Here is a 23,980-nt window from a genome sequence, read left to right on the forward strand (position 1 = left end):
ATTATGGGAGATAAGGGATGGTGTAAATGCTTACAGAGGTGTAAAATAAGGAAAATGCTTCCGCAGTCAGGGACGTACGGGTCTGTTCCGTCCGCTCCAATACACGGCAGTCCCGACGTCATTAACGGAAAGGGCGTGCGGGTATATGGACTTCTCGTGGAAGCGTAATCTGGTGATTTTGTGGATTGGTGTGTTTTTTTGTAGCACCGCTTATTCAATCTCCATCCCATTTCTGCCTTTGTTTCTGAGTGGCGATCTGGGCGTTCGTGATCACCTGGAGTTCTGGTCAGGGCTTGCCTTTGGCATCACGTTTCTGGCAAGTGCGCTGGTGTCTCCCTTCTGGGGATCACTGGCTGACAAATACGGGCGCAAGCCAATGCTGATCCGGTCGGGGTACAGCCTTGCGGTTTTGTATTTGATCAATTATTTTGTGCAGGACCCCTATTCACTAATCGTGGTTCGTTTGTTTCAGGGGTTGCTCGCGGGGTTTGTTCCGGCGGCGATTGCACTGGTCGGTACCAATACACCGGAAGAGAAGACAGGGTATGCACTTGGTATCATGTCAACAGCCGGGGCAACAGGAGGTATAATCGGTCCATTGATTGGTGGGGTCGTAAGCCACTATTATGGCAACCGGAATGCGTTTTTATTTTCCAGCATCGTAGTGTTGGTCTCGGCGTTGATCGCAACCTTCTGGGTCAAAGAAGAGAACTTCAACAGGAACAAGGCACGTTCTCATGTGATGGATGACATCCGTGAAGCCAGGGCCAATCGATTGTTTATTACGGTGCTTGGCATGATGGGCATCTGTACCTTCTCCGTGATGATTCTGGAGCCATTATTGACCGTATACGTGATGGAAATGGGCATTCAGCCCGATCGTGCTTCTCTTAGCTCGGGAATTATTTTCTCTGCGGTTGGTGTAGCTACGGTTATTATGGCGCCGCGCTGGGGTAAGATCGGTTCACGAATCGGATATGGCAAAGTTCTGATCATTGGCCTCGTTGGTGGGGCGATTGGTAACCTGCTGCAGTTTTTCACTACAGGTTATATTGGATTCGGCATCTTGCGTTTTGTGTATGGATTATTCTTTGCTGCGGTGTTCCCGGCGATTAATGCAATGATTGTGCAAGTGACTGAACCTGGCTTCCGGGGAAGAGCATTCAGCCTGAATCAGTCGGCTTCCCAGATCGGTACGATGGCGGGGCCGATAATCGGTGGTGTTCTGGGTGGCTGGTTGCCGATTCGTTGGATTTTTATCATCAATGGAGTGGCGCTGCTGATTACCGCGATTGTAGCGAAATGGTCCCGACTGGAGGAGAAGTTGCCGGGATCGGGCAAACCTTTGGCGAAGTAATCAAAAACGTAAAACGTTAAACGGTTTATCAGATAGAAGAGATAGGGATGGCACCGTACGGATACGGTAGCCATCTCTTTTTCAGGATACAGCCTTTGTTATTACGAAATTAAAGCAAAAAGAAACCTCTTGAGCAAGAGGTTTCCTATATTCTTAATGAATCTGTAATGCGTTCCTATTCATCCAAGGATGAATCTTTTCGTGGACCTTCAACGCCTTCATTGTTTTCCTTTGGAATGGCATGTTCAACAGCATCAAGTTGATCCTCATCTGCTAGGGCTTCCGGAAAGGAATCTTCCGTGAATAATCCAAAATTCGGATCAATATCCCGTTCGGTTACCAGATTATCGGGCTCATGTACTTGTCGCTTATGATTATCCTTCATCGTGACTGCACCTCCTAATTCAGGCTGTGACAAGAGGATTAGCGCCGTGGTGGAATATCGCTCTCCGGTTTGGCATCTGCCCCAGCGCCGTTTAACAGGTCCGTCCCGTGAAGCGCATTGGGATCGGGTGCGGCAGGATCAACTGGACTATTCGGTTGGATAAGATCAGCATCAGGGACGGATTCGAGTGCAGGCTCCGCTGTTCGTGACTCCAATTCCGGTTCTTCCGTAGCTGCTACAAGTGGCGGATTCACTGTATTTTCGGTATCGATACGTTTCCCCGTAACTTCATCAAAAGTGTCTATGTCACCTTCAGGAACTTCGGTTTCCAGTGGAATATCACGTGACCTCTGATAACGGTCGTAGTAACGTTCGCTCTCTTCATTACTAATCGGTCTGTCTGACATAAGTAGCACTCCTTTTTAGTGGATTATATTTAATGGTTGTTTGTTTAATTGGGCAGTTATCTAGTAAAGGTTCTTATTCGGTAGTTACCCAAAGGGCTAACATTGTAATCTCGCACAACTTATGATTCCCTTGTGTTCCCAAAATATGAATATAAGATGAAAGTGAACAATGTACGGATTACAGATTCAACGTATAGGCTTTAAAATTTTGGAAATACATATTTGACCAGAAAGTACAGAAATCCAAAGAAAATAATGATATAAGCCGCATACTTGATAAACGTGGAAGCGACCATACTTGAATCCGATTTGTGTTGGACATCCTTATGTTCTACCTCTACCGTTCTGTGTGGCTCATTCATTTGAATCACTCCTCAATGGTAAGTGTTTGCTTTGAGGAACATTACACCCGGAAGGGACGATTGAATCGCAGAGATCAGTTTTACAGCTTTTCATCTTTGGCCTATGATATGATGAAACATGGATATATGAGGGAGGGATTCCAATTGGATTGGTATACGCTGGGCAATATGATCATTCAAATCCGAATCGGGCAAAAAGCGTCTACGCCCGGGTTTTCCCGTACCGTTATACGCCGACCGGACGGGCTGTTCTGGGTAGGCGGGATATGGTCAGGACAGATTGTCCAGTTGCGGGATTATCTTTTCTCGGATATATGGACGATCTATGACGATGAGGAGACGGAGCAGTGGTTGGAATATCGTACGAAGATTGAACAGAAAGAGCGCGAAATGATTGAGAACCAGTTCGAAGATCTGCGCGGATAATGGAGAAAACACTCGAAATCTATCAATAAAATGGAAATAAAACTATAAATCTACTAAAATGTGAATTTTCATTTCCCTACAAGAAGGTGACACGTCAAACTGTGGCGAATGATAAATGAGAGAACTTGAGGGATAGAGAAAATAAGAACTTTGAGGTGCTGTGAATGAAAAATGTGCCCAAAGCTATCATCATCTTATGGATAAGTATGTTGAATATTCTTTGCTTGCCGCATGATTTCGTCTCAGCGACTGCAGGAGAAGTTGACAAACCTGTATCCATTACGGGATGGGAAGTAAAATGGGGGAACGTACACGATCAGGGATTCATCAGTGAGGTTCAAGGTTCAGAGGAGATCTGGGAGAAGCAAGGTGCAGAAAAGCTGGAATATAGCAGCGAAGAGGCTCCTTCGGGTTCCATGTGGACTCGTTTGACCATTCCAAAAATAAATGAAGATAGCTCGGCAATCCGTTTTGAAAATATTAAAGGGAACCACATTGTAATCTATCTGGATGATCGTAGGGTGTATGAGAATTATCATTACAATTATGATAACAACGCTGTGTTGTTACCCCTTTCGAGTGAGAATTCAGGTAGCAAACTGTATGTATGGTCCGAGAATGAAAAAGGCAGACTTGGCATCTACGGAACAGTTCAGGTTGGGCCTTATGCTACATTACAGGAAAAATACATTCACAATGGACTGCTTGATGTAATATTGGGAGCGACCTTTGTGTTCACGGCTCTAACGATGCTGAGTTGCACTTTTTTCCTGGGCAAATTCCATACAGGGTTGTGGATTTCGCTATGTATCGTGATGGGTTCAATCGGAACGATGATTATCACCTATTCACAGTTTTTATATACGTTCTATCAGGTTTACGGTAATCTGTATTCCGTATTGTTTGACCTGGCTATGCTGATGGGCATGCCTGCACTCTGTTATTTTTTTGAACAAATTATCGGACCAGGTCGTTATGGCATCTTTACCAAACTAAGAAAATTCCAATTCATCTATTCTATAGTAGCTGTGGCTGCCCTGATGATTGATTTTATTTCAGGCGGTCAATGGGACATGCTCTATAGTTTGTTGGTTCAGAATGTAATTGGATTTGTTCTCGTAATCCTGTTGAGCATCTTAATGATCGGCACCATCTCCAAAGCACTTCAACGGAGCCGGGAAGCTCTTTTGCTGGCTACGGGATTTGGCACATTTGCCTTAATCAGTGTTGCTGAACTACTCTGGTATTACCAGCGTAATGGAACATATCATCTGATATGGTGGAAATGGTCCATGGTTGCTTTTATTATCTCACTTATTGCCATACTGGGAAGCCGATTTGCTGAAAAACATACCAAAGTGCTTGAATACTCGAAAGAGTTGGAATTGTTCAATAATGAATTGCAGCGATCCGAGAAAATGGAGATCATTAGCGAACTGGCGGCGTCGGTTGCTCATGAGGTTCGTAATCCACTGCAGGTGACACGAGGATTCCTTCAGCTTATGACAGAGCAGGAAGACAACAAAAACAAAGGGTATGTGCGGATAGCTCTGGAGGAGCTTGATCGGGCATCCGGCATTATTACCGACTTCCTAACCTTTGCCAAACCGGAGTTCGATCATATTGTCTCTCTAAATATCGCGGATGAATTTGATCATATTGAAGGCATTCTTGTACCGATGGCTAATCTGGAAGGTGGCAAAATAACAACTGATATTCCACCAAATCTATGGATTAGAGGGAACTCGTCCAAGTTCAAACAGGCTTTTATTAATATTATTAAGAATAGTATAGAAGCTCTGCAAGGAGAGGGTCAGATTGATATTTGGGCTTATGCCCAAGACGGGATCATCAAGGTACATGTTAGAGATAATGGAGAGGGCATGGATGAGGAAGCGCTGGTCCGCCTTGGGGAGCCTTATTTCTCGAATAAAATTAAGGGGACAGGCCTTGGCATGATGGTGACTTTCCGAATCGTTGAAGCCATGCATGGACAGATCAGCTTTACAAGCACAAAAGGGGTAGGAACAGAAGCCGTTGTATCTTTTGCTGCGTTCGTCGAATGACGAGCGGCAGAAGTGTACGATGGCTTTTTGGTTCGCTACCCCTGATGTCGATCAATCACATATTCAATCTAATCCGTTTAGCTTCTCCACGGTCCGCAATTTACGTCATAATCCACTTTGGATGGATTGGGAGGAATCACGAGAACATAATCGTTCTGTTGTTCTTCAACGGTACGGACTTGAATGTGTTCAGGAATATCAATGCCAAATGCTTCGCGAAGCGCTTGCTTCGGGTTGGAGTGCAGTTGTTGTCTGAAGTGCTCATCAGTCCAGGCCTTTTCAATAATATCCTCGTGCAACGTTTTCTCTGATACCATCATCGTCAACATTCCCTTCATATTTAAAATTCAACTGTATCAGCTCTTCTTTGGTGATTAGGACAAATGTTGTTTCTCGCTGATCCAGTAATGAAACCCGCCTTGAAAAAGCATTTTTTTGTGTTGTTCAATGTCGTGAACAGTTTGTCCCAGAATGCCGCATAAGTAGGAATTAAATGCTTCGAGATGCGAAATTCCCGAGTTAGAAGATGTTAGTCTGATGTTATATTGCTGAGCAATGTCTACATAGGAGTTCATCAATTGGGTATTGTATACATTATCATGTACACGTTCGCTTACAGGATGAGCTGGGTAGTTATGTTCCAGTGCTGCGGATATGTGGGAGAGGAAGCTGTTGTAATTTCCATGCACAGCATCTTGTTTCGTGTCTGTGAAGTCATCTGTCATCTGGAGAGTCATCAGTGCAATGTTGACGGCAGAACATACCGGAGTAATGCGACGCTCCTGTTCCAAAAGAAGGAGTGAGCCAGCAGCTCCAAGTTGAAGTGGGGCGGCTTTTTGGGCGATTAATAGCGGGCTTCTCTTGAAATAATCGATGGAATTCTCACCGGTGACGCTCATGGCCCAATCCTCCACATACTGTCTGAAATACGTCCAGAACGGGGAAGAAAGGCTGAATAGCTCTGAATAGGCACAGATCGCATCCACGTAGTAAAGATTACCCAGTGATAATTTCAGTGTTACATCTTCTGGCTGTTCGTCCATAACTTCATCCTGATTCAGAAAATATAGCATATGCAGGAGACAAGCAGTACTTAGTTTGTGTGCCTTCTCTGGAGGTAGACCATCTGAGAGCTGCATCCACAATGGAATAATGTAGCCGATGTAGCTGTGACCTGAATCTCGTAACAACGGATTGACCAAATGAAGTTGTTCTAGTGCATGTTCTGACATTGGTTCAGGATATTTCTGTACCAGCTGCTCTGCTGCAGCGAACACCACCTCCACATCGGATCTAAACGGATCAAACCATTCTCTCCGCATCGTTTGGTTACGCCCTTCCCATAATAAAGTAATTAAGGACTTTTCGACTAGATCATGAAGTTACTTTCAGTATACCGGAAATGAATTGAAAAAAATAGGAGGTTTTGTGATGAATTGTGAAAAAAACAATGACATTTTGTATTTTTATGGCATAAAAAAGCGGAAGTTAGGCTCAAACTAAGAGAGCACAAGATTTTGACATATGAAAGGAAGAAGAGAAATGAAATACAGATGGAAAAAATGGGTGGCAGCCGGACTGGCAGCCGTATTTATAACAGCATCAACCGGCTATACGGCATCCGCTGATCCAAATGGATCTGTTGAAGATGGGGCTACACCATCCTCCTCCACAAACCAGAAGAAGCCATGCATGCAAGCAGGTCATGGCCTGTTTATGATTGGAGAAACCGCAGACCTGCTCGGTATTGGGCTACGTGATTTAAAGGAACAGATGGAGCTTGGCAAAACGTTGACTCAGATTGCTAAGGAACGCAAGGGACTTAGTGAAAATCAATTGTTGGAGAAGCTGAAGCCTTCACTCTCTCAGCGATTGGATAAAGCAGCCGAAGAAGGCTGTCTCACAAAAGAGCAGGCAGCAGCAGCCAAAGCAGGTATGGATACAAAGCTGAAGAAGGTAATCAACACACCACTGCGGGAGTTAAGACGTGAGTTCGCTCACCATGGCAACAGACATTCAATGATGGACAAGGGCGCTATTGCACGTTTTCTCGGCATCACCCCGGAGCAGCTCCATCAGCAGCTTCAAAGTGGGAAATCACTAGCTGAGATTGCTCAGGCAAAAGGCATCAGTGAAACGCAGTTGGTAGACAAGCTGAAGGAGCAGTTGACGGGTGACCTGAAAAGGTTCGTTAATCAGAAGGGCAATGCACATCAAGCTCCTGGTCCTCACGAACCTGTACCCGGTCGATCCGCTTCCACAGAAGTGAAGTAAGAAAAAAGCGTCTTCCACGAAGGGAGACGCTTCTTCTATATTCAACCAGGATTATCTGGTTTCCAGACTGCGTTTTGCGCTAGTTGACGGATTACGCTGGGGGGAACTTGTTCTGATTGCAGAAACAGTATCATGCAAACGGGGACTTGGGCGTTTCTTCCGTTGTAATCCTATGGTGAAGCGAGAGCCAGGAAGTTGGGAAAGTCCCCAGCTGATTGCAAGAGACGTTGCCACGGTGACAAGAAACGAAAGTAATGTAATCGGTAGATGCCATCCGGTTAGCGTAAGTGGTCGGGTAATATACGCAATGCAGTAGATAACCAGTGCATGAACCAGATAGCCACCAAAGGAATATCGGCCAATCCACGTCAGGAGACGCTGAAATGGTGAATCTTTGCCACGCAGCAGTACAAGGAACCCATAGAACATGAACATCTGGGCCATGATGATGATGAATGTTGTTGGTTTCAGATAGGTTGATATATTCAGGTTAACGACATCACCCGATCCCCGCAGCACATCATACCCAAGCCACATGTACATGCCGATAAACAGACAGACCATCCAGGGCAATACTTTTGCGGTCCAACTTCTCCAACTATCCACTGACCAGGCACAGACTGCGCCCAACAAAAAGTAAAACCAGTACATAACCCATGAATAAGAGCGATACTGCAGCAAACCCGACCAAGGTTGGGGTAAGGAAGCTGTCCATCCGCCCATATCGTAGTAGGACCATTTCATAAGTAAAGTGTATAATGCCATCCCAATGAGAATCAGCGTGATGACGGATTGCATCGGGGTGAAGCGTGTAACTTTTTCAATACGTCTCTGAATGAACTTGGCTCCCGCAAGAAACAGGGGAAACAGAATATAGAACTGAAACACCATAATCACAAACCACAGATGATATCCCGTCTGGGGAAGGAAGAGTTCACGAACAAGATTACGGAAGTCTGGCATACCCGAATTCCAGAACTTTGGCGTGAATATTCGGACAAACAACCAGTAGATGAATGTCCATACCACAAAGGGCACATAGATATCTCCAAACCGCTTACGGATAAACTTGGGGTAATCCGGTTTGGTATGACTATGATGATAGAACAGCATTACACCGGAAAGAAAGACGAATGTCGGTGTACCAAAACGAGTCAGATGATAAATCATGGTCAGCATGATGGAATCAGGTTGTTCAATATCAGCGCGATATATATATTCTGCAATGTTATGCTGCATCACAATAGCGAGAAATGCAAGGGCGCGCAGTTGAGTCCATTCCACGATTCGCGGTTTATTCACGTGTAACCCTCCTTCGTGTAACCGGAATTCATCATTTAAGGGTACCTGTTAAACATTAAGACTGCATTAAATGGGGGAAATAGGTACAAAAAAAGATGGCAGCAGCCATCTTTTAGTCGAAGTATCTTTGCGATACCTGCCTCATTTTGTTTCCATTCCATTTAGTTTAAGTCTTGTACTTTTGTTGATTCATCCTCTGAAGATTTTGCATCTTCCTCAAACAAATTCTGAATGTATGCTTGAAGTTTCGGTTTATTAACACCGAGTACCTGGGCAGAGCCTGCAAGCTCATTGGTAAGCAGCTTGTTAGGAGGGATCTGCTGTTTATCGATTTCATTCACGTTAATATCGAATCCGAGCGAAGCTAATTTTAACATCTGTGTTGGACTGAGGTCTGTCTCGATATATGGAGCGACAGCTTCCAATATTTCAGGAATCTTGAAGAATGAAGTCGTGCTTTGCATCTTCTTGGCCAGCTCAGTCATGAAAATCCGTTGCCGTTCGGTACGCGTAAAGTCTGATGTGGCATCATGCCGGAATCGGACATATTGGAGGGCGGTCTTACCGTCCATATGCTGAAGTCCTTTTTTGAGATCAATATCGTACATATGTTTATCTGCTTTGCTGGTATAATACATGTCTTTCTCTACATCAATATCGATCCCGTCTACAGCATCAACCAGCGCCATAAATCCGATAAAATCGGTATACACGTAGTGCTGGATAGGGATGCCGAGCAAGTCACCGACCGTTTGTTTGGTTAATTCCGCTCCGCCGTAGGAGAAGGCCGCGTTGAGTCTGCTCTTTCCGTGTCCCGGAATATCAACATATGTATCACGCAGAACAGAGAAGAGATGGGCTTTCTTGGATACCGGATCAATGGAAGCGACCATGACCGAATCTGAACGGCCGGCATCATCCCCTCTGGTGTCACCTCCAAGCAGCAAAATGTTAACTCGTTCCTTCCCTTCCCATTTAGGAACAGGGGTGGTTGGAGTGTCCGTATTTTGGTTTGTGTCAGAAGTGGAAGTCTCGGAAGCAGTTGAGATGCTATTGGCAAAATGAACGATCGAGTATCCGTAATATACAATGACACCGGCTATGGCAAGTGCCAGGGTTAGGGATGTTCCCCATAACCATTTCTTAAGCATAATCTTCACCTTTCTATGAATGAACTATTATGTAACCCAAACTAGTTTAACAAAAAGTAAGAGAAATGTCCTCTTTGATTTCGAAAGTTCGGTTGCTAGGCTACATGTTTGACAAATAGTTAGTGTATATTTATTATGTAAAAAATAATCGTGATTTGTGTAATGGAGGTATTAAACGACTGTTATGAATCAATCTGTATTTAATTGGATCAACCAGTTTGCTGATCGTATTCCGTTTCTGGACTGGTTTATGATTACATCCGCTGAATATGCCGTTTGGGTTATGATAGGGCTTCTTGTGATTGTGTGGTTTCTTGGCAACCCGTCGAAGCAACGAATTGTGTTTTATGCGTGTGTAGCTTCAATCGTAGCACTTGTTCTGGCAAAATGGGGAATTTCACCTGTGGTAGGTCATCCAAGGCCGTTTATGGAAGGCACGGTGAATCAACTGGTTCCGCATGTGCCAGATCCATCTTTTCCAAGTAAACATGCTTCCTTTGTATTTGCGCTAGCTGCAGCTTCGTTTTTTATTGGACGTCGCTTCGGTATGTGGATGCTGTTGCTTGCTGTGCTGACAGGAGTGTCGCGGGTTTATGTAGGTGTACATTATCCTGGGGATATCCTCGGTGGATTTATTCTGGGTAGCCTGGTCAGTGTAATCTTGATTGCTACGCGTAATTATACCAAGTCGATTCCTGATTTCTTCATTAACATTCATCGGCGGATTTTCCGTTAGAAATGGTTGAATATAGTAGGGATTGGAAGAGAAGTTTCGGATATGAAAGCCTTAAGTCTTTGGTGAGCCAAAGACTTAAGGTTTTTTTTGTGTTTATTTCGAAGTTAACTGAAATTTACAAAAAATCGAATTCTCATATATACAATTCATGACGATACGTGTCGATATACTATAAATATGTACTAGTTGAGGAGTGGGGAACATGAAAGATACGCGGGGAAACGTGAAGGGGAAATTGAGATTAACAATTCGAATGAAATTACTGACTGGATTTCTAATGGTAGTGGCTTTACTGGCTTTTGTAAGCATTTATGCGTTAACCCAAATTCATGATATGTCCAAAAAGGCCGATGAAATCGATAAGATGTGGATGCCCAGTGTGAGCCTGCTTGGGATGATGAATGGTGATATTTCGGACGTTGAGCGGCTTGCTCTTGCCGTAATTGTCGAAACAAATCCAACTGAAATCACCAAGATGAATGAAGTGTTGGAACAGCTCCAAGCCAAGATTGCGATTGAGCGCAAGGAACTGGTTTCACTTATCGCAGGCAATACCGAAGCAGTGGCAATGTACAATACATTTAGCACGAACTATGAGGCGTATTTGGCGAAAATGCCGGAATTTATGAAATTGGGCATGGCTAACAATTACGAAGAAGCCAGCAGATTGCATTCAGAGGCCTATCCGTTATGGTATACAGCGAATGATACCATTGCCCAATTAATCACGATGGGGAACTCACTGTCGGATGCAGCAACGAATACATCGGTTGAGTCTGCTGAACAAGCATTTAATATTATATTGGGAGTCACTATTGTTGCTTTCCTGGTGGCCATGTTTATTGCCTTCTTCATTGCAAGCATCATCTCGCGTCCAATTCAGAAGATGAATGCAGCAGCGATGTTGATTGCAGATGGGGATCTGACCAGTGAGAAGATTGTTCTCAAGAACAAGGATGAGCTGGGAACGCTGGCCGATTCCTTCAATGTGATGACTGGCAACCTGCGGGAGATGATTCAATCTGTATCGATGACATCCGAACAGGTAGCCGCTTCCTCGGAAGAACTTCTCGCGAGTGCTGAGCAGAATACAAGGGCGTCGGAACAGATCTCCGAGACGGTTGAGGAATTGGCTGTAGGCACATCGGATCAAGTAGATATGGTGAAACGTTCTTCACAGGCGATGAGTGAGATGGCTCTTGGTTCGGAACAAATCGCTGAGCTTGCTCAAAGTGTATCCGTATCTGCTGTTGATGCAGCGAATCAGTCAGCCGAAGGAAATATGATTATTCAGCAGGCTGTTGAACAGATGGGATCTGTTCGCAACTCCATTGCATCACTGACAGAACTGGTTACAGGGTTGGGAGAACGTTCCGCAGAGATTGGTACCATTACCGAGGTTATCAACAATATTGCCCGTCAGACTAATCTGCTTGCATTGAATGCAGCAATTGAAGCGGCACGTGCAGGTGAGCACGGACGTGGCTTCGCAGTTGTAGCCGGAGAAGTACGGAAGCTCGCAGAGGAGTCTTCTACATCCGCGCAGCGGATTACGGATCTTGTCCAATTGATTCAGAAGGATACAGATCATGCCGTGCAGGCTGTGAAAGTGAACAGCAATGAAACGGAAGCCGGCATTGAGATTGTAACAGCGGCTGGACAAGCCTTTGAGCAGATTTCGGATGCAGTGAACAAGGTCGCTGGTGAAATCCAGGAAGTATCTGCAGGTTCGGAGGAAATGTCAGCAAGTACGAATGAAGTTGTAGGGTATGTGGATCAGATCTCTAACATCGCTGGAGAAGCAGCAGGTGGGGTGCATAATGTATCCGCAGCAACCCAGCAGCAGCTGGCTTCGATGGAAGAGATCGCTTCCTCCGCAGGTTCTTTGTCCAAAATGGCTGAAGAGTTGCAGGAGCAAATCAACAAATTCAGAGTGTAAACGATCCAAAAGTAGGGTGTTCAGACTGGATAGTACCATGGATCATCATGCAACCTGTAGCACGGGTTATTCAAAATATCAGGACTGTTTCTCATATTGCGTTCAAGCGATATGAGAAACAGTCTTTTTTGTCATATCACTACCCAAACATGTCACAACAATGTTATTTCAGAAGTCACCAGCGCTGATATTGCAACTGGAGCAAAAGGATATAATGGTAATTAATGGTGGAAATACATGGAGTCACACCATAGAAAGGAGCGGGTCATTACATCAGTGTAATTGGAAAATTACGAGACGACTATTGCAAAAGGAGATGAATGGTTGAAGATGAAGGGAAGCTGGTGGAGACGAATCGCTATCCTCGCGTTATCGGTAGGGCTACTGGCAGGAAGTACATCCATACAGGCATGGAGTGGTAAGGCAGATGCGGCTGCCGGGAATCATAACTATGCGGAGGCATTACAAAAGGCGGTTTATTTCTATGAAACACAGCGTTCAGGGATTTTGCCCGAAGACAATCGGGTGGAATGGCGTGGTGATTCTGGATTAAATGACGGAGCGGATGTTGGGGTTGATTTGACCGGAGGGTGGTACGATGCTGGAGATCATGTGAAATTTGGTCTGCCCATGGCCTATTCGGCTACGATGTTAGCTTGGTCTGTTGTGGAATACCGTGAGGGATACGAGCAGGCAGGGCAACTGGAGCAGATTAAGGATAACTTGAGATGGGCTACAGACTATTTTGTGAAAGCGCATACGAAACCAAATGAATTATGGGGACAGGTTGGAGCAGGCAATACAGACCATGCCTGGTGGGGCCCTGCTGAAGTGATGCAGATGAACCGTCCTGCTTATAAGATCGATGCATCCTGTCCGGGAAGTGAACTTGCGGGAGAAACTGCAGCTGCACTCGCTTCTTCATCCATTGTGTTCCGTGACAGTGACCCGGCTTATGCCAACAAACTGCTTCAGCATGCGAAGGAACTTTACAACTTCGCGGATACGTATCGAGGCAAATACTCGGATTGCATTACAGATGCTCAATCGTTCTACAATTCATGGACAGGTTACTATGATGAACTCGCCTGGGCAGCAACATGGTTATATATGGCGACAAATGATAGCGCTTACTTGTCCAAAGCGATTGCTACGGCAAATCTGTGGCAAGCGGATGGACAGAACGGGAACTGGGCCTATACATGGACCCAAGGCTGGGATGACAAACATTACGGAGCACAGATTCTGCTGGCCCGCATTACTTCGAGTCTGAACATGCCGGAAGCGACGCGGTTCATTCAATCCACGGAGCGCAATCTGGATTATTGGTCTGTAGGCACGAATGGACAAAGGATTAAGTATACACCGGGCGGGCTTGCCTGGCTTGATACATGGGGATCACTCCGGTATGCAGCGAATGCATCGTTTATTGCTTTTGTGTACTCCGACTGGGTCAGTGATCCGGTGAAGAAGGCGAGGTATCAGGACTTTGCCGTCTCTCAAATGAACTACATTCTGGGAGATAATCCTCGCCAAAGTAGTTATGTGGTCGGTTATGGTCAGAATCCGCCTAAGCACCCTCATCACCGGACCTCCCACAGTTCATGGACGAACAATGAAAATGTACCTTCAAAGCACCGTCACACGTTATACGGCGCGATGGTTGGGGGACCGGATGGAACGGATGCCTATACCGATTCCATTGGGGACTATGTCAGCAATGAGGTGGCAACCGATTACAATGCAGGTTTTACAGGCGCGTTAGCCAAAATGAATCTGTTATTCGGCCAGAATGATCAGCCCATCGCGAATTTTCCGGCTCCGGAAGTGAAGACAGATGAGTTCTTTGTCGAAGCTGCTGTGAAGGCATCCGGTTCCAATTACACGGAAATCAAGGCTCAACTGAACAATCGTTCAGGCTGGCCTGCGCGGATGGGGGATAAGTTGTCTTTTCGTTATTTCCTGGATCTGAGTGAAGTTTATGCTGCAGGATACACCGTTTCCGATGTCCATGTTACAACCGCATATGCCGAGGGGGCTACTGTATCCCAACCGGTTGTGTTTGATGCAGCGAAACGAATCTACGCTGTTACAGCGGACTTTACTGGAACCAAGATATATCCAGGCGGGGAAGGACATTATCGCAAAGAGGTACAGTTCCGCATTACCGGCCCGCAAGGCGCCTGGCATGCGAATAATGATCATTCATTCCAGGGCTTGGGTACAGGCAATGTGGCCACGAGTGTATATCTTCCAGTCTACGATGCGGGAATACGGATATACGGTCAGGAACCAGGTGTTACACCGGTCGTCACTCCTGTTGCACCTTCGGGAGTGCAGGCTGTATCAGGGAATGCTCAGGTAATCCTGAACTGGGTAGCATCACCTGGGGCAGAATCGTACACCGTGAAGCGTGCCGAGGTGAATGGCGGTCCATATACTTCTGTAGCGACAGGTGTGCATGGATCGACATACACGAACACGGGGCTCACGAACGGGAAAACCTATTATTATGTAGTGACGGCTGTTAATTCAGCCGGGGAATCTCCCGGTTCTGCACAAGCCTCTGCCACGCCACAGGCTGGAACATCGCTGCCTGGTGCACTGACATTAAGCGGTACTTCAGGCAATGCACAGTCGATTCTGACCTGGACGGCAGCAACGGGAGCTTTGTCTTATAAGGTACAGCGCTCAGTTGTAGGTGGTGCTTATACCGATGTGGCAACTGGGTTGGCAGTATTGAATTATATCGATGTAACAGCGGTAAATGGAACGGCGTACAATTATCGAATCGCCGCTGTGAATGCGAGCGGACAGACGTTGTCCAACATCGTGACGGTGACACCGAGTGCGCCTCCGGCCACGACGGGCATGCTTGAGGTGCAATATCGTAACGGAGGGTCAGGTGCTTCCGGTAATGCGGTGACTCCGCAGTTTAATCTGAAAAACACAGGCACTCAGGCGATTGATCTGAGTACCGTGAAGCTCCGATATTATTTTACCAAGGACGGTGCAGGCGATCTGACCTTCTGGTGTGATTATGCTCAGATCGGCACGGCCAATATTGAAGGCAAATTTGTCACGCTGACTCCGGCAAAGGGGACAGCGGATACGTATCTGGAGATCAGCTTCAAATCCGGGGCTGGCAGCCTGGCTGCTGGAGCGGAGACGGGCGTGATCCAGGGGCGCTTTTCCAAGAACAATTGGAGCAATTTCGATCAGAGCAACGACTATTCCTATGATGCAACTAAAACGGCTTTTACCGCTTGGAATCAGGTAACTGGGTTTCAGGGAGATACGAAAGTCTGGGGTATGGAGCCGTAACCTAAGGGAGTTCAACAGCAAGGGCAGACCCGCAGTAATTCTAATTGAATTTCACCATTCCAGGGAGGTAAGTACATGTTGAAATCAGCTGCTAAAAAAAGTTTGTCTGCCATGCTAGCAGGCACCGTTATGTTAACCGGGTACACCGGCTTGTGGGCGGGTCCCCAAACGGTTTATGCCGAAGAGCAGACCATTGATGCTCAGGCGGACGGAATAAACGAAGCTCGATTTTTGCAATTGTATGATCAACTGAAGGACCCGGCGAACGGTTATTTTTCTCCAGAGGGCATTCCGTATCACTCGATTGAAACGCTGATGAGCGAGGCACCGGATTATGGGCACATGACGACATCCGAGGCATACAGTTACTGGCTCTGGCTGGAAACAATGTACGGTCACTATACGGGTGATTGGTCCAAACTGGAAGCCGCTTGGGACAGCATGGAGAAATACATCATCCCAGTCAATGAAGGTGACGGCAAGGAAGAGCAGCCTACGATGAGTTATTACAATCCGAACAGCCCGGCCACCTATGCAGCGGAAAAACCTTATCCGGATCAATATCCTTCTGCCATTAATGGTCAATATGCTGCCGGAAAAGACCCACTTGATGCCGAGTTGAAAGCTTCCTACGGCAACAATCAGACATACCTGATGCATTGGCTGCTGGATGTGGATAATTGGTACGGCTATGGTAACCTGCTGAATCCGAATCATACGGCAGCTTATGTGAATACATTCCAGCGTGGGGAGCAGGAGTCTGTATGGGAGGCCATCCCTCATCCTTCCCAGGACAATAAAACGTTTGGCAAAACGGGCGAAGGTTTCATGAGCCTGTTCACCAAGGAGACCCAGGCGCCAGCAGCCCAGTGGCGTTATACCAACGCAACGGATGCTGACGCACGTGCGGTACAGGTACTGTATTGGGCGAAGGAGATGGGCTATACCAATACAGCGTATCTGGACAAAGCGAAGAAGATGGGTGACTATCTGCGCTATGGGATGCACGACAAGTACTTTCAGAAGATCGGAAGTGCCAAGAACGGTACACCAACTGCCGGTACAGGCAAAGACTCTAATATGTATCTGATGGCGTGGTATACCTCATGGGGCGGCGGCCTTGGCGAGGGTGGGAACTGGGCTTGGCGGATTGGAGCCAGTCACACGCATCAGGCTTACCAGAATCCAGTGGCAGCGTATGCCTTATCTGATCCGGAAGGCGGCCTGATTCCAAAATCAGCAACTGCCAAGGCAGATTGGAATGCATCGTTGAAGCGCCAACTGGAATTCTACACTTGGCTACAGTCTCACGAAGGAGCGATTGGAGGGGGAGCGACGAACAGTTTTGATGGCGCTTACAAAGCTTATCCTACTGGAACCAGTACGTTCTACGACATGGCTTATCAGGAAGCTCCAGTCTATCGGGACCCGGACTCCAACACGTGGTTTGGTTTCCAGGCTTGGTCGTTGGAGCGTGTAGCTGAGATGTATTACATTCTTGCCGAGAGCGGGGACCTCAGCTCTGAGAACTTCCAGATGGCCAAAAAAGTCATTACCAAGTGGATTGACTGGTCCAAGGATTATGTGTTTGTGGATGAACGTCCAGTTACAGATGCTGAAGGATATTATTTGAATGCGGCAGGTCAGCGTATTCTTGGTGGTACCAATGCACAGGTTGCAACTACACCTGCACCAGGCGAATTTTGGATACCAGGCAGCCAGGAATGGCAGGGGCAACCGGATAAATGGAATGGGTTCAGTTCCTTTACGAATAATCCTAATTTCCATGTGGTAACCAAAGATCCTGCTCAGGACACAGGCGTACTGGGGAGTTATATCAAAGCCCTGACGTTCTTTGCTGCAGGGACTCAAGCCGAAGGAGGCGTACTCAGTACCAATGGACAGGAAGCCAAAGATATGGCCGAGAAACTGCTGAATACAGCCTGGGATTACAATGATGGTGTGGGAATTGTCACCGAAGAAGTCCGTAAAGACTACTTCCGCTTCTTCGCCAAAGAGATCTACATTCCGGCGAACTGGACGGGAACCTTCGGGCAAGGGAACACGATACCGGGTACAGCTGGCGTACCTTCTGACCCCGCCAAAGGTGGTAATGGCGTATACATTGGTTACTCTGACCTGCGTCCGGCCATCAAGCAAGATCCGGCTTGGGCTTATCTGGATAATCTGTACAAAACGTCTTATAATCCAACAACGAAAAAATGGGAAAATGGCGCACCAACCTTTACGTATCACCGTTTCTGGTCACAGGTAGATATGGCTACCGCGTATGGAGAATATGATCGTCTCCTGGGTGAAGCCGGAAACCCAGGAATTCAGGTGCCGGGAGCTCCAGCTGGTCTGACAACTGCAGCAGGCAGTGAACAGGTTGTTCTGAACTGGACAGCATCCACTGGTGCCGCTTCTTACACGGTAAAACGTGCAGAGGTAAACGGTGGCCCGTATACTTCCGTAGCAACGGGGGTTACTGGCTCGACCTTCACAGATACAGGACTGACTAATGGCAAAACGTACTATTATGTGGTGACCGCAGTGAATACGGCAGGTGAATCTGCACCTTCTGCTCAGGCCTCTGCAACACCGCAAGCGGGAACATCCATACCGGGAGTGTTAACCCTTACAGGAACGGCAGGCAATAATCAGGCTGTGCTAACATGGACCGCATCAACCGGGGCTGCAAGTTACAAGGTACAACGCTCGGTTGTAGGTGGAACCTACGCCGATCTGGCTACAGGTCTGACGGCACTGATATACACAGATGCCACGGCCGTGAACGGTACCGAATACAATTACCGAGTGGTGGCAGTGAATGCAAGCGGTCAGACCTTGTCCAATGTAGTGACGGTGACACCCACAGCGCCTCCTGTAACGACAGGTGCACTTGAAGTGCAATACCGCAATGGTGGTTCAGGGACGTCAGGCAACGCGGTGACCCCACAGTTCAATATCAAGAACACAGGCACGACAGCAGTGGATCTGAGCCAGGTGAAGGTGCGGTATTACTTTACAAAGGATAGTGCATCCGATCTGAGTTTCTGGTGTGATTACGCTCAGATTGGCAGCGCCAACGTTGAAGCTCACTTTGTGACGGTAGATCCGGCTAAAGGGACAGCGGATACGTATCTGGAGATTGGTTTCAAATCCGGGGCAGGCAGTCTGGCTGCCGGAGCAGAGACGGGAATTATCCAGGGTCGCTTCTCGAAGAACAACTGGACGAATTTTGATCAGACCAATGACTATTCTTTCGATGCTTCCAAAACGTCCTTTAGCGCCTGGAATAAAGTGACCGCTTATATTGGCGGAGTTAATGCTTGGGGGATTGAGCCATAATCGATTTATATTGAGACACAGTAAAGCCGGGGAGAGATCTCCGGCTTTTTTGTGATGATTTTGAGATAACAGGTACTCATAATCGGGAAATGAACCATAGTAATGTTTACCAAATATAGAATTTAAACATTAAAATATAGGTCGTATGGCGCATGTCCTAAGTGATGCTCGGTTTAGGTCTCATTTCTGCTTAAAACGAAGCACAGCAAATAGTTACAATAATTTAACCTTTGAAAAAGAAGAGATTTGCGGCAGTTTTAGCCAACTGATGTGAGAGGTATCCCTGATTCTTAGTGCTCAAGCCTGCCTGATCGAATACAGGACTTTGGACTGATGATCGTTATGGACAGCCCGTTTTACAATGGGGCAAGCCCGGCGAATGAGGCCAGGTTAAAATTCTGTAACATCAGGGGGAACACGACATCATGAACTGGAAAAGCAAGATCATTACTGCAAGTGTAACAGCAACGATGCTGATGGGAAGTCTGACAACAGGAGCATTAACGACACCTGCATCAGCAGCGGCAGTTGATAATTCAAAAGTTAAAGTCATCTGGGGCGTTAATTTGCGTACATCGCCATCTTCTTCCGCAAGCATTGTTCGTTTGGTGCCAAAAGGAGAGACTGTCACGGTAGTGCAAAAATCCGGATCAGGCTGGTATAAAGTTACGGACTCCGGTAACCGGACAGGATACATATCATCTTCTTCAAAATATACACAAGCCGTGAAAGGCAACACGACAACAGGAAGTTCAGTTACAGGCAGTGCTTCTGTAGAGAAAGTCATAGCTGCTGGTATGAAATATTGGGGAACGCCTTATGAATTTGGGGCAAGTCGTAATAGTACGGCTACGTTCGATTGTTCAAGCTTTGTCCGCCAGGCATTTATTGATGCACTTGGAATCAAGCTTCCATCCGATTCGCGTAAACAAGGTGCTTATGTGAAAGCTAATGGTACCGTTCAGACCAATTGGAAAAATCTGAGGCGTGGTGACCTGATGTACTTTATGTCCTACAAAGGCAGCTCGGCTTCATCGTATTCTAGTGTGAACAAATCCACTGCTACGATTACCCACACGGGAATTTATTTGGGTGATGGCAAAATTCTGCACACTTATTCCAATGCTGGCGGCGGTGTAACGATTAGTGATATCTCCGGCAAACATTGGGAGTACCGTTTCCTGTTTGGTGGGAGTGCACTTTAAGTTCCAGCACGCTTATTAAATAATGAACATATATAGAACCTTCCATCTCTGCTTATACGGGGGATGGAAGGTTCTTTTTGTTGTTTATTAGTCCTGGTAGTACAGACGGAACAGAATATCCTGATCATAGTTGCCGAATCCTTGACCATACAACGTCAACCCGCCCACATGCTGCGCATCTTCCTCCACGGAGAGGCGTAATGTCCACTGATTGCGTTCCACGGGAATATCAGCAAGCGTAACTTCGGACATAAGCTGTCCATCAATAAATGTGCCCTCATGGGTAATACGCAGCACTTTGAGCATGCCGTATTGATTGACACTGTCGCTCCACCATTCCGGGGTGAACATGCCTCGTCCATTTCCGGAATCTCCAGGACTTGTCCATTCACCTAGTCGAATTCCGTTGAGCATGAAGGTAATATCCGAGGGCCAATTTGGGTTGACCGAAGGGGCCTCTGAACCTATTTCAAGTGACAATTCAATGGCACTGATCTGTTGACCTGACAAGATATAGTTTGGGATTTTGTATTCTACGAATCCGCGTCCAAACCAGAGAATATGGGCATGCATGCGTTCGGGATCCAGAAAATAGCGTGGATCATCATATTGTCCAATGACCTGATTGGATGTAGCCAGACCACAAGTTGGATACACATCAAAATGGGTATAATGCCCGACAGGGATTGCCACTTCATGAAGCTTGCGGGAAGCTCCCGTTTCCTGTGGCATAGAGATGCCAATCCAGTCGACTGCCAGGCTGTTCATTTTGTGCGTGCCGCCATCCTTGCGAATCATTTTAGATTGAATAATGCCCACATCCTGAAGCTTGCGAACATGCATGGTTACAATTGCGCTGCTCAGGCCGAGTGATGCGGCAATGTCCTTCACGTTCATAGGGGTCTCCGCGACAAGTCTGATAATCTGCAGACGCACTTCACTCGCGAGTGCTTCGTATAGGGGCAACCATTCTGCATCGGTATTTGCTCTAATCACATCTGTTCCTCCATTTTTGATTTATAGAATTAAGTTAAACATAAATCCAGTCAAAAGAATAACATTTTGCAAAATTCAGGTTGAAATTGGTGCCGTAATCGATTTTAATATAAATATGAACGTTGATCCATAGATTATCAATTAATTTTTATATTAATCTTAGGGAGCTGAACTTCACGATGGAAAAAGCAAAAATGACGGTAGACAAGGATTTCACAATTGGCGTAGTTGATAAACGTTTATACGGTTCATTTATTGAACATCTGGGACGTGCCGTATACGGTGGAATATATGAGCCGGGTCATCCTACAGCGAATGAAGCGGGATTCCGTGGAGATGTGCTGGAGATGGTTAAGGAGCTGCAGGTCCCGATTGTGCGGTATCCTGGCGGTAACTTTGTATCCGGTTACAATTGGGAGGATTCTGTTGGTCCTGTGTCTGAACGCAAACGCAGACTGGAACTCGCCTGGAGAACAATCGAGACCAATGAATTTGGGTTTAACGAATTTGTGGATTGGTCCAAACAGGCGAATTCGGAAGTGATGATGGCCGTCAATCTGGGAACACGGGGTGTAGACGCAGCCCGCAACATTGTGGAGTACAGCAATCATCCTGAAGGTTCCTACTATAGTGATTTGCGTATTAAACATGGATACAAAGAGCCTCATGCCATCAAAACCTGGTGTCTTGGCAACGAAATGGACGGTCCGTGGCAGATTGGTCACAAAACAGCAGAAGAGTATGGACGGATTGCACTTGAAGCGGCAAAAGTGATGAAGTGGACAGATCCAACGATTGAGCTGGTCGCTTGCGGAAGTTCATCCCTGGGTATGCCATCCTTCCCGGAATGGGAAGCAACGGTACTGGATCATACGTATGATCATGTTGAATATCTGTCGCTCCATCAGTATTACGGTAATGCTGAGCAGGATACGCCGACATTCCTTGCGCGTTCCCTTGAGATGGATCGTTTTATTGATACGGTAAAAGCGACCTGCGATTATATCAAAGCGAAGAAGCGCAGCAAGAAGACGATGTTCCTGTCCTTTGATGAATGGAACGTTTGGTACCACTCTAATGAAAGTGACAAGAAGCTGGACCCGTGGCAGATTGCTCCGCCACAGTTGGAGGACGTATACAACCATGAAGATGCCCTGCTTGTGGGATGTATGCTGATCAGCATGCTGAAACATGCGGACCGAGTTAAGATGGCGTGTCTGGCGCAGCTCGTCAACGTGATCGCTCCAATCATGACCGATAATGGTGGTGCTGCATGGAGACAGACGATCTTCTATCCGTTCATGCATGCTTCCGTGTTTGGACGTGGAACAGCACTTGTACCGTTGATCCAGTCCCCGAAATATGACACCAAACAAATTACGGATGTTCCTTATCTGGAGGGCATTGCGGTGCATAACGAAGAGCAGGGTGAAGTAACTGTTTTCGCTGTAAACCGCCATCTGGAAGAATCACTTCCACTTGAAGTGGATCTGCGCAGCTTTGGGAAGTGCCGCTTGATTGAGCATATTGTGCTGGAAAGTGATGATCTAAAAGCAGCCAATACCGCAGCACAGCCGAATCGCGTTGCTCCGCATAATCGTGGTGATGCAGAAGTATCTGATACACTGATCACGGCAAGCCTGGCCAAAGCTTCGTGGAACGTAATTCGATTGAAAGTTCAATAATAGGTGAAATGAGTCGAGGAATCATTCAGGGTTACACTGAGCACTCCGGTGGTGGAGATAACTTGGGATCGTTGTGTTCCTCAACTATAAACGTAAATAAAAGCTGGATGCGAACAAATCACATCCAGCTTTTTCGTGTTTCTTGGAGAGAACTACTAGAGAAGACTCCATTTGTTAAAAATCACTCATCTCATCAATGAACTACTTTATTTTAACTCCGTATCCGGTCCGAACACAAAGCTCTCGCCATCGCGTGGAATGAGCACCTGTCCGTCCAATTGTTCGGATGCCAGATAACTGGCGAGGTCCACACGGGACATCATGCAATGGTTAATGGCATCCATATGCACAGCAATCACATGTGCATCCGGTGCATGGCGTTTCACGGCAGCGACGTCAGGCCCGTCCATCGTAATCGGATCTCCTTGCAGGAAGCGGGCACCGCCAGCATTCACCACAATCACCTCAGGTTGATATTGACGAATGGCTTCGGCTGGTTCTTCGCACCAGATGGTATCCCCGGCGATATAGGCGACAGGTTCTTCGTCAGCTTCCAATACAAAACCAGACACCTTGCCCATACGTTCGCCGATTTCTCCGGTTCCGTGTTGTCCTGAAGTGCGGGCAAAACGGACAGAATGATACTCGTGTTTCTCATCCACGGCGGTAACGTTAGTAAATCCGGCTCCATTGAACACGGCTTCATCTCCTGGCTGGCACAGAAGAGGTACATCCTTGCGGAGCTGCTTCGCTGCTGCTTCATCCCAGTGATCGGGGTGGGTATGCGTAACGATCACCAGATCCGGATTCATATAATCCGTTTCCGTCTCGGGTAAGGAGACTCTAGGATTGCGTAATTTATTGGGCGTGTTCGGGAAAGCAGGCATCACTTCTTTATCCATCAACATGGGATCAACCAGTATATTCAGACCCCCATATTCCAACCATAATGTAGCATTACGAATCAATTGAATTTTCATCGAACCTGCACTCCTTCGGGAATTAATGTTATTA

19 protein-coding genes are annotated in these 23,980 nt (G+C 46.6%); 10 read left to right on the forward strand and 9 right to left on the reverse strand.

Annotation, left to right across the window (positions count from 1 at the left end; genetic code table 11):
• Positions 1 to 145: 145 nt before the first annotated feature.
• Complete coding sequence (locus tag CS562_RS11240) at positions 146 to 1,357, forward strand: MFS transporter (RefSeq protein WP_076290204.1); 1,212 nt, start codon at positions 146 to 148, stop codon at positions 1,355 to 1,357.
• Between the two features lie 175 nt (positions 1,358 to 1,532).
• Here the strand turns inward: CS562_RS11240 and CS562_RS11245 are convergent, their stop codons facing one another.
• The 3 genes from CS562_RS11245 to CS562_RS32895 all read right to left on the reverse strand — a co-directional run bounded on the left by CS562_RS11245 (position 1,533) and on the right by CS562_RS32895 (position 2,511).
• The gene (locus tag CS562_RS11245) at positions 1,533 to 1,742 is read right to left on the reverse strand and encodes a hypothetical protein (RefSeq protein WP_099855700.1); all 210 of its coding nucleotides are present in this window, start codon (positions 1,740 to 1,742) and stop codon (positions 1,533 to 1,535) included.
• A 38-nt stretch (positions 1,743 to 1,780) separates the two neighbouring features.
• Entirely contained in the window at positions 1,781 to 2,149 is a 369-nt protein-coding gene (locus tag CS562_RS11250) for a hypothetical protein (protein ID WP_076290202.1), read from the reverse strand.
• Between the two features lie 200 nt (positions 2,150 to 2,349).
• Complete coding sequence (locus tag CS562_RS32895) at positions 2,350 to 2,511, reverse strand: hypothetical protein (RefSeq protein WP_017690239.1); 162 nt, start codon at positions 2,509 to 2,511, stop codon at positions 2,350 to 2,352.
• A gap of 144 nt (positions 2,512 to 2,655) precedes the next feature.
• Here CS562_RS32895 and CS562_RS11255 point away from each other — a divergent pair, with 144 nt between their 5' ends.
• Both CS562_RS11255 and CS562_RS11260 read left to right on the forward strand, forming a co-directional pair.
• Positions 2,656 to 2,937 (forward strand): hypothetical protein, encoded by a 282-nt coding sequence (locus CS562_RS11255; protein WP_099855702.1) that lies wholly within the window; start codon positions 2,656 to 2,658, stop codon positions 2,935 to 2,937.
• Positions 2,938 to 3,101: 164 nt separating this feature from the next.
• On the forward strand, positions 3,102 to 5,003 hold the full coding sequence (locus CS562_RS11260; RefSeq protein WP_099855704.1) for a sensor histidine kinase: 1,902 nt from the start codon (positions 3,102 to 3,104) through the stop codon (positions 5,001 to 5,003).
• 77 nt (positions 5,004 to 5,080) lie between these two features.
• On the opposite strand, the gene CS562_RS11265 is transcribed toward CS562_RS11260, so the two are convergent.
• Together CS562_RS11265 and CS562_RS11270 are read right to left on the reverse strand one after the other, a co-directional pair.
• Positions 5,081 to 5,323: an NHLP leader peptide family RiPP precursor gene (locus CS562_RS11265; RefSeq protein ID WP_099855706.1), complete on the reverse strand. Its 243-nt coding sequence runs from the start codon at positions 5,321 to 5,323 to the stop codon at positions 5,081 to 5,083.
• A gap of 54 nt (positions 5,324 to 5,377) precedes the next feature.
• Positions 5,378 to 6,325 carry a hypothetical protein gene (locus tag CS562_RS11270; RefSeq protein ID WP_099855708.1) on the reverse strand — a complete coding sequence of 316 codons (948 nt, stop codon included), beginning with the start codon at positions 6,323 to 6,325 and terminating at the stop codon, positions 5,378 to 5,380.
• A gap of 220 nt (positions 6,326 to 6,545) precedes the next feature.
• On the opposite strand from CS562_RS11270, the gene CS562_RS11275 reads away from it, so the two are divergent.
• Positions 6,546 to 7,277 carry a hypothetical protein gene (locus CS562_RS11275; RefSeq protein ID WP_099855709.1) on the forward strand — a complete coding sequence of 244 codons (732 nt, stop codon included), beginning with the start codon at positions 6,546 to 6,548 and terminating at the stop codon, positions 7,275 to 7,277.
• Between the two features lie 51 nt (positions 7,278 to 7,328).
• Here CS562_RS11275 and CS562_RS11280 read toward each other — a convergent pair whose 3' ends face one another.
• Both CS562_RS11280 and CS562_RS11285 read right to left on the reverse strand, forming a co-directional pair.
• Complete coding sequence (locus tag CS562_RS11280; RefSeq protein WP_099855711.1) at positions 7,329 to 8,579, reverse strand: acyltransferase; 1,251 nt, start codon at positions 8,577 to 8,579, stop codon at positions 7,329 to 7,331.
• Between the two features lie 161 nt (positions 8,580 to 8,740).
• Positions 8,741 to 9,730, reverse strand: a complete 990-nt coding sequence (locus tag CS562_RS11285; protein WP_099855713.1) for an LCP family protein — start codon at positions 9,728 to 9,730, stop codon at positions 8,741 to 8,743.
• 184 nt (positions 9,731 to 9,914) lie between these two features.
• Between CS562_RS11285 and CS562_RS11290 the strand changes: the two genes are divergently transcribed.
• The 5 genes from CS562_RS11290 to CS562_RS11310 all read left to right on the forward strand — a co-directional run bounded on the left by CS562_RS11290 (position 9,915) and on the right by CS562_RS11310 (position 20,285).
• Positions 9,915 to 10,466 (forward strand): undecaprenyl-diphosphatase, encoded by a 552-nt coding sequence (locus tag CS562_RS11290; RefSeq protein WP_076290195.1) that lies wholly within the window; start codon positions 9,915 to 9,917, stop codon positions 10,464 to 10,466.
• A 202-nt stretch (positions 10,467 to 10,668) separates the two neighbouring features.
• Complete coding sequence (locus CS562_RS11295) at positions 10,669 to 12,405, forward strand: methyl-accepting chemotaxis protein (RefSeq protein WP_257219455.1); 1,737 nt, start codon at positions 10,669 to 10,671, stop codon at positions 12,403 to 12,405.
• Positions 12,406 to 12,735: 330 nt separating this feature from the next.
• On the forward strand, positions 12,736 to 15,729 hold the full coding sequence (locus CS562_RS11300; protein WP_099855949.1) for a glycoside hydrolase family 9 protein: 2,994 nt from the start codon (positions 12,736 to 12,738) through the stop codon (positions 15,727 to 15,729).
• A gap of 75 nt (positions 15,730 to 15,804) precedes the next feature.
• Entirely contained in the window at positions 15,805 to 19,080 is a 3,276-nt protein-coding gene (locus CS562_RS11305; protein ID WP_099855715.1) for a glycoside hydrolase family 48 protein, read from the forward strand.
• Positions 19,081 to 19,505: 425 nt separating this feature from the next.
• Positions 19,506 to 20,285 (forward strand): C40 family peptidase, encoded by a 780-nt coding sequence (locus CS562_RS11310; protein WP_099855717.1) that lies wholly within the window; start codon positions 19,506 to 19,508, stop codon positions 20,283 to 20,285.
• Between the two features lie 87 nt (positions 20,286 to 20,372).
• Here CS562_RS11310 and CS562_RS11315 read toward each other — a convergent pair whose 3' ends face one another.
• Positions 20,373 to 21,281, reverse strand: a complete 909-nt coding sequence (locus CS562_RS11315; RefSeq protein ID WP_099855718.1) for an ArsR/SmtB family transcription factor — start codon at positions 21,279 to 21,281, stop codon at positions 20,373 to 20,375.
• Positions 21,282 to 21,460: 179 nt separating this feature from the next.
• Here CS562_RS11315 and arfA point away from each other — a divergent pair, with 179 nt between their 5' ends.
• Entirely contained in the window at positions 21,461 to 22,966 is a 1,506-nt protein-coding gene (gene arfA, locus CS562_RS11320; RefSeq protein WP_099855720.1) for an arabinosylfuranosidase ArfA, read from the forward strand.
• Positions 22,967 to 23,172: 206 nt separating this feature from the next.
• Here arfA and CS562_RS11325 read toward each other — a convergent pair whose 3' ends face one another.
• A complete protein-coding gene (locus CS562_RS11325) occupies positions 23,173 to 23,946 on the reverse strand; it encodes an MBL fold metallo-hydrolase (RefSeq protein WP_099855722.1) in 774 nt (257 codons plus the stop codon).
• Positions 23,947 to 23,980: the final 34 nt, after the last annotated feature.

Source organism: Paenibacillus sp. LK1 (assembly GCF_002750415.1).
Lineage (GTDB): Bacteria > Bacillota > Bacilli > Paenibacillales > Paenibacillaceae > Paenibacillus > Paenibacillus taichungensis.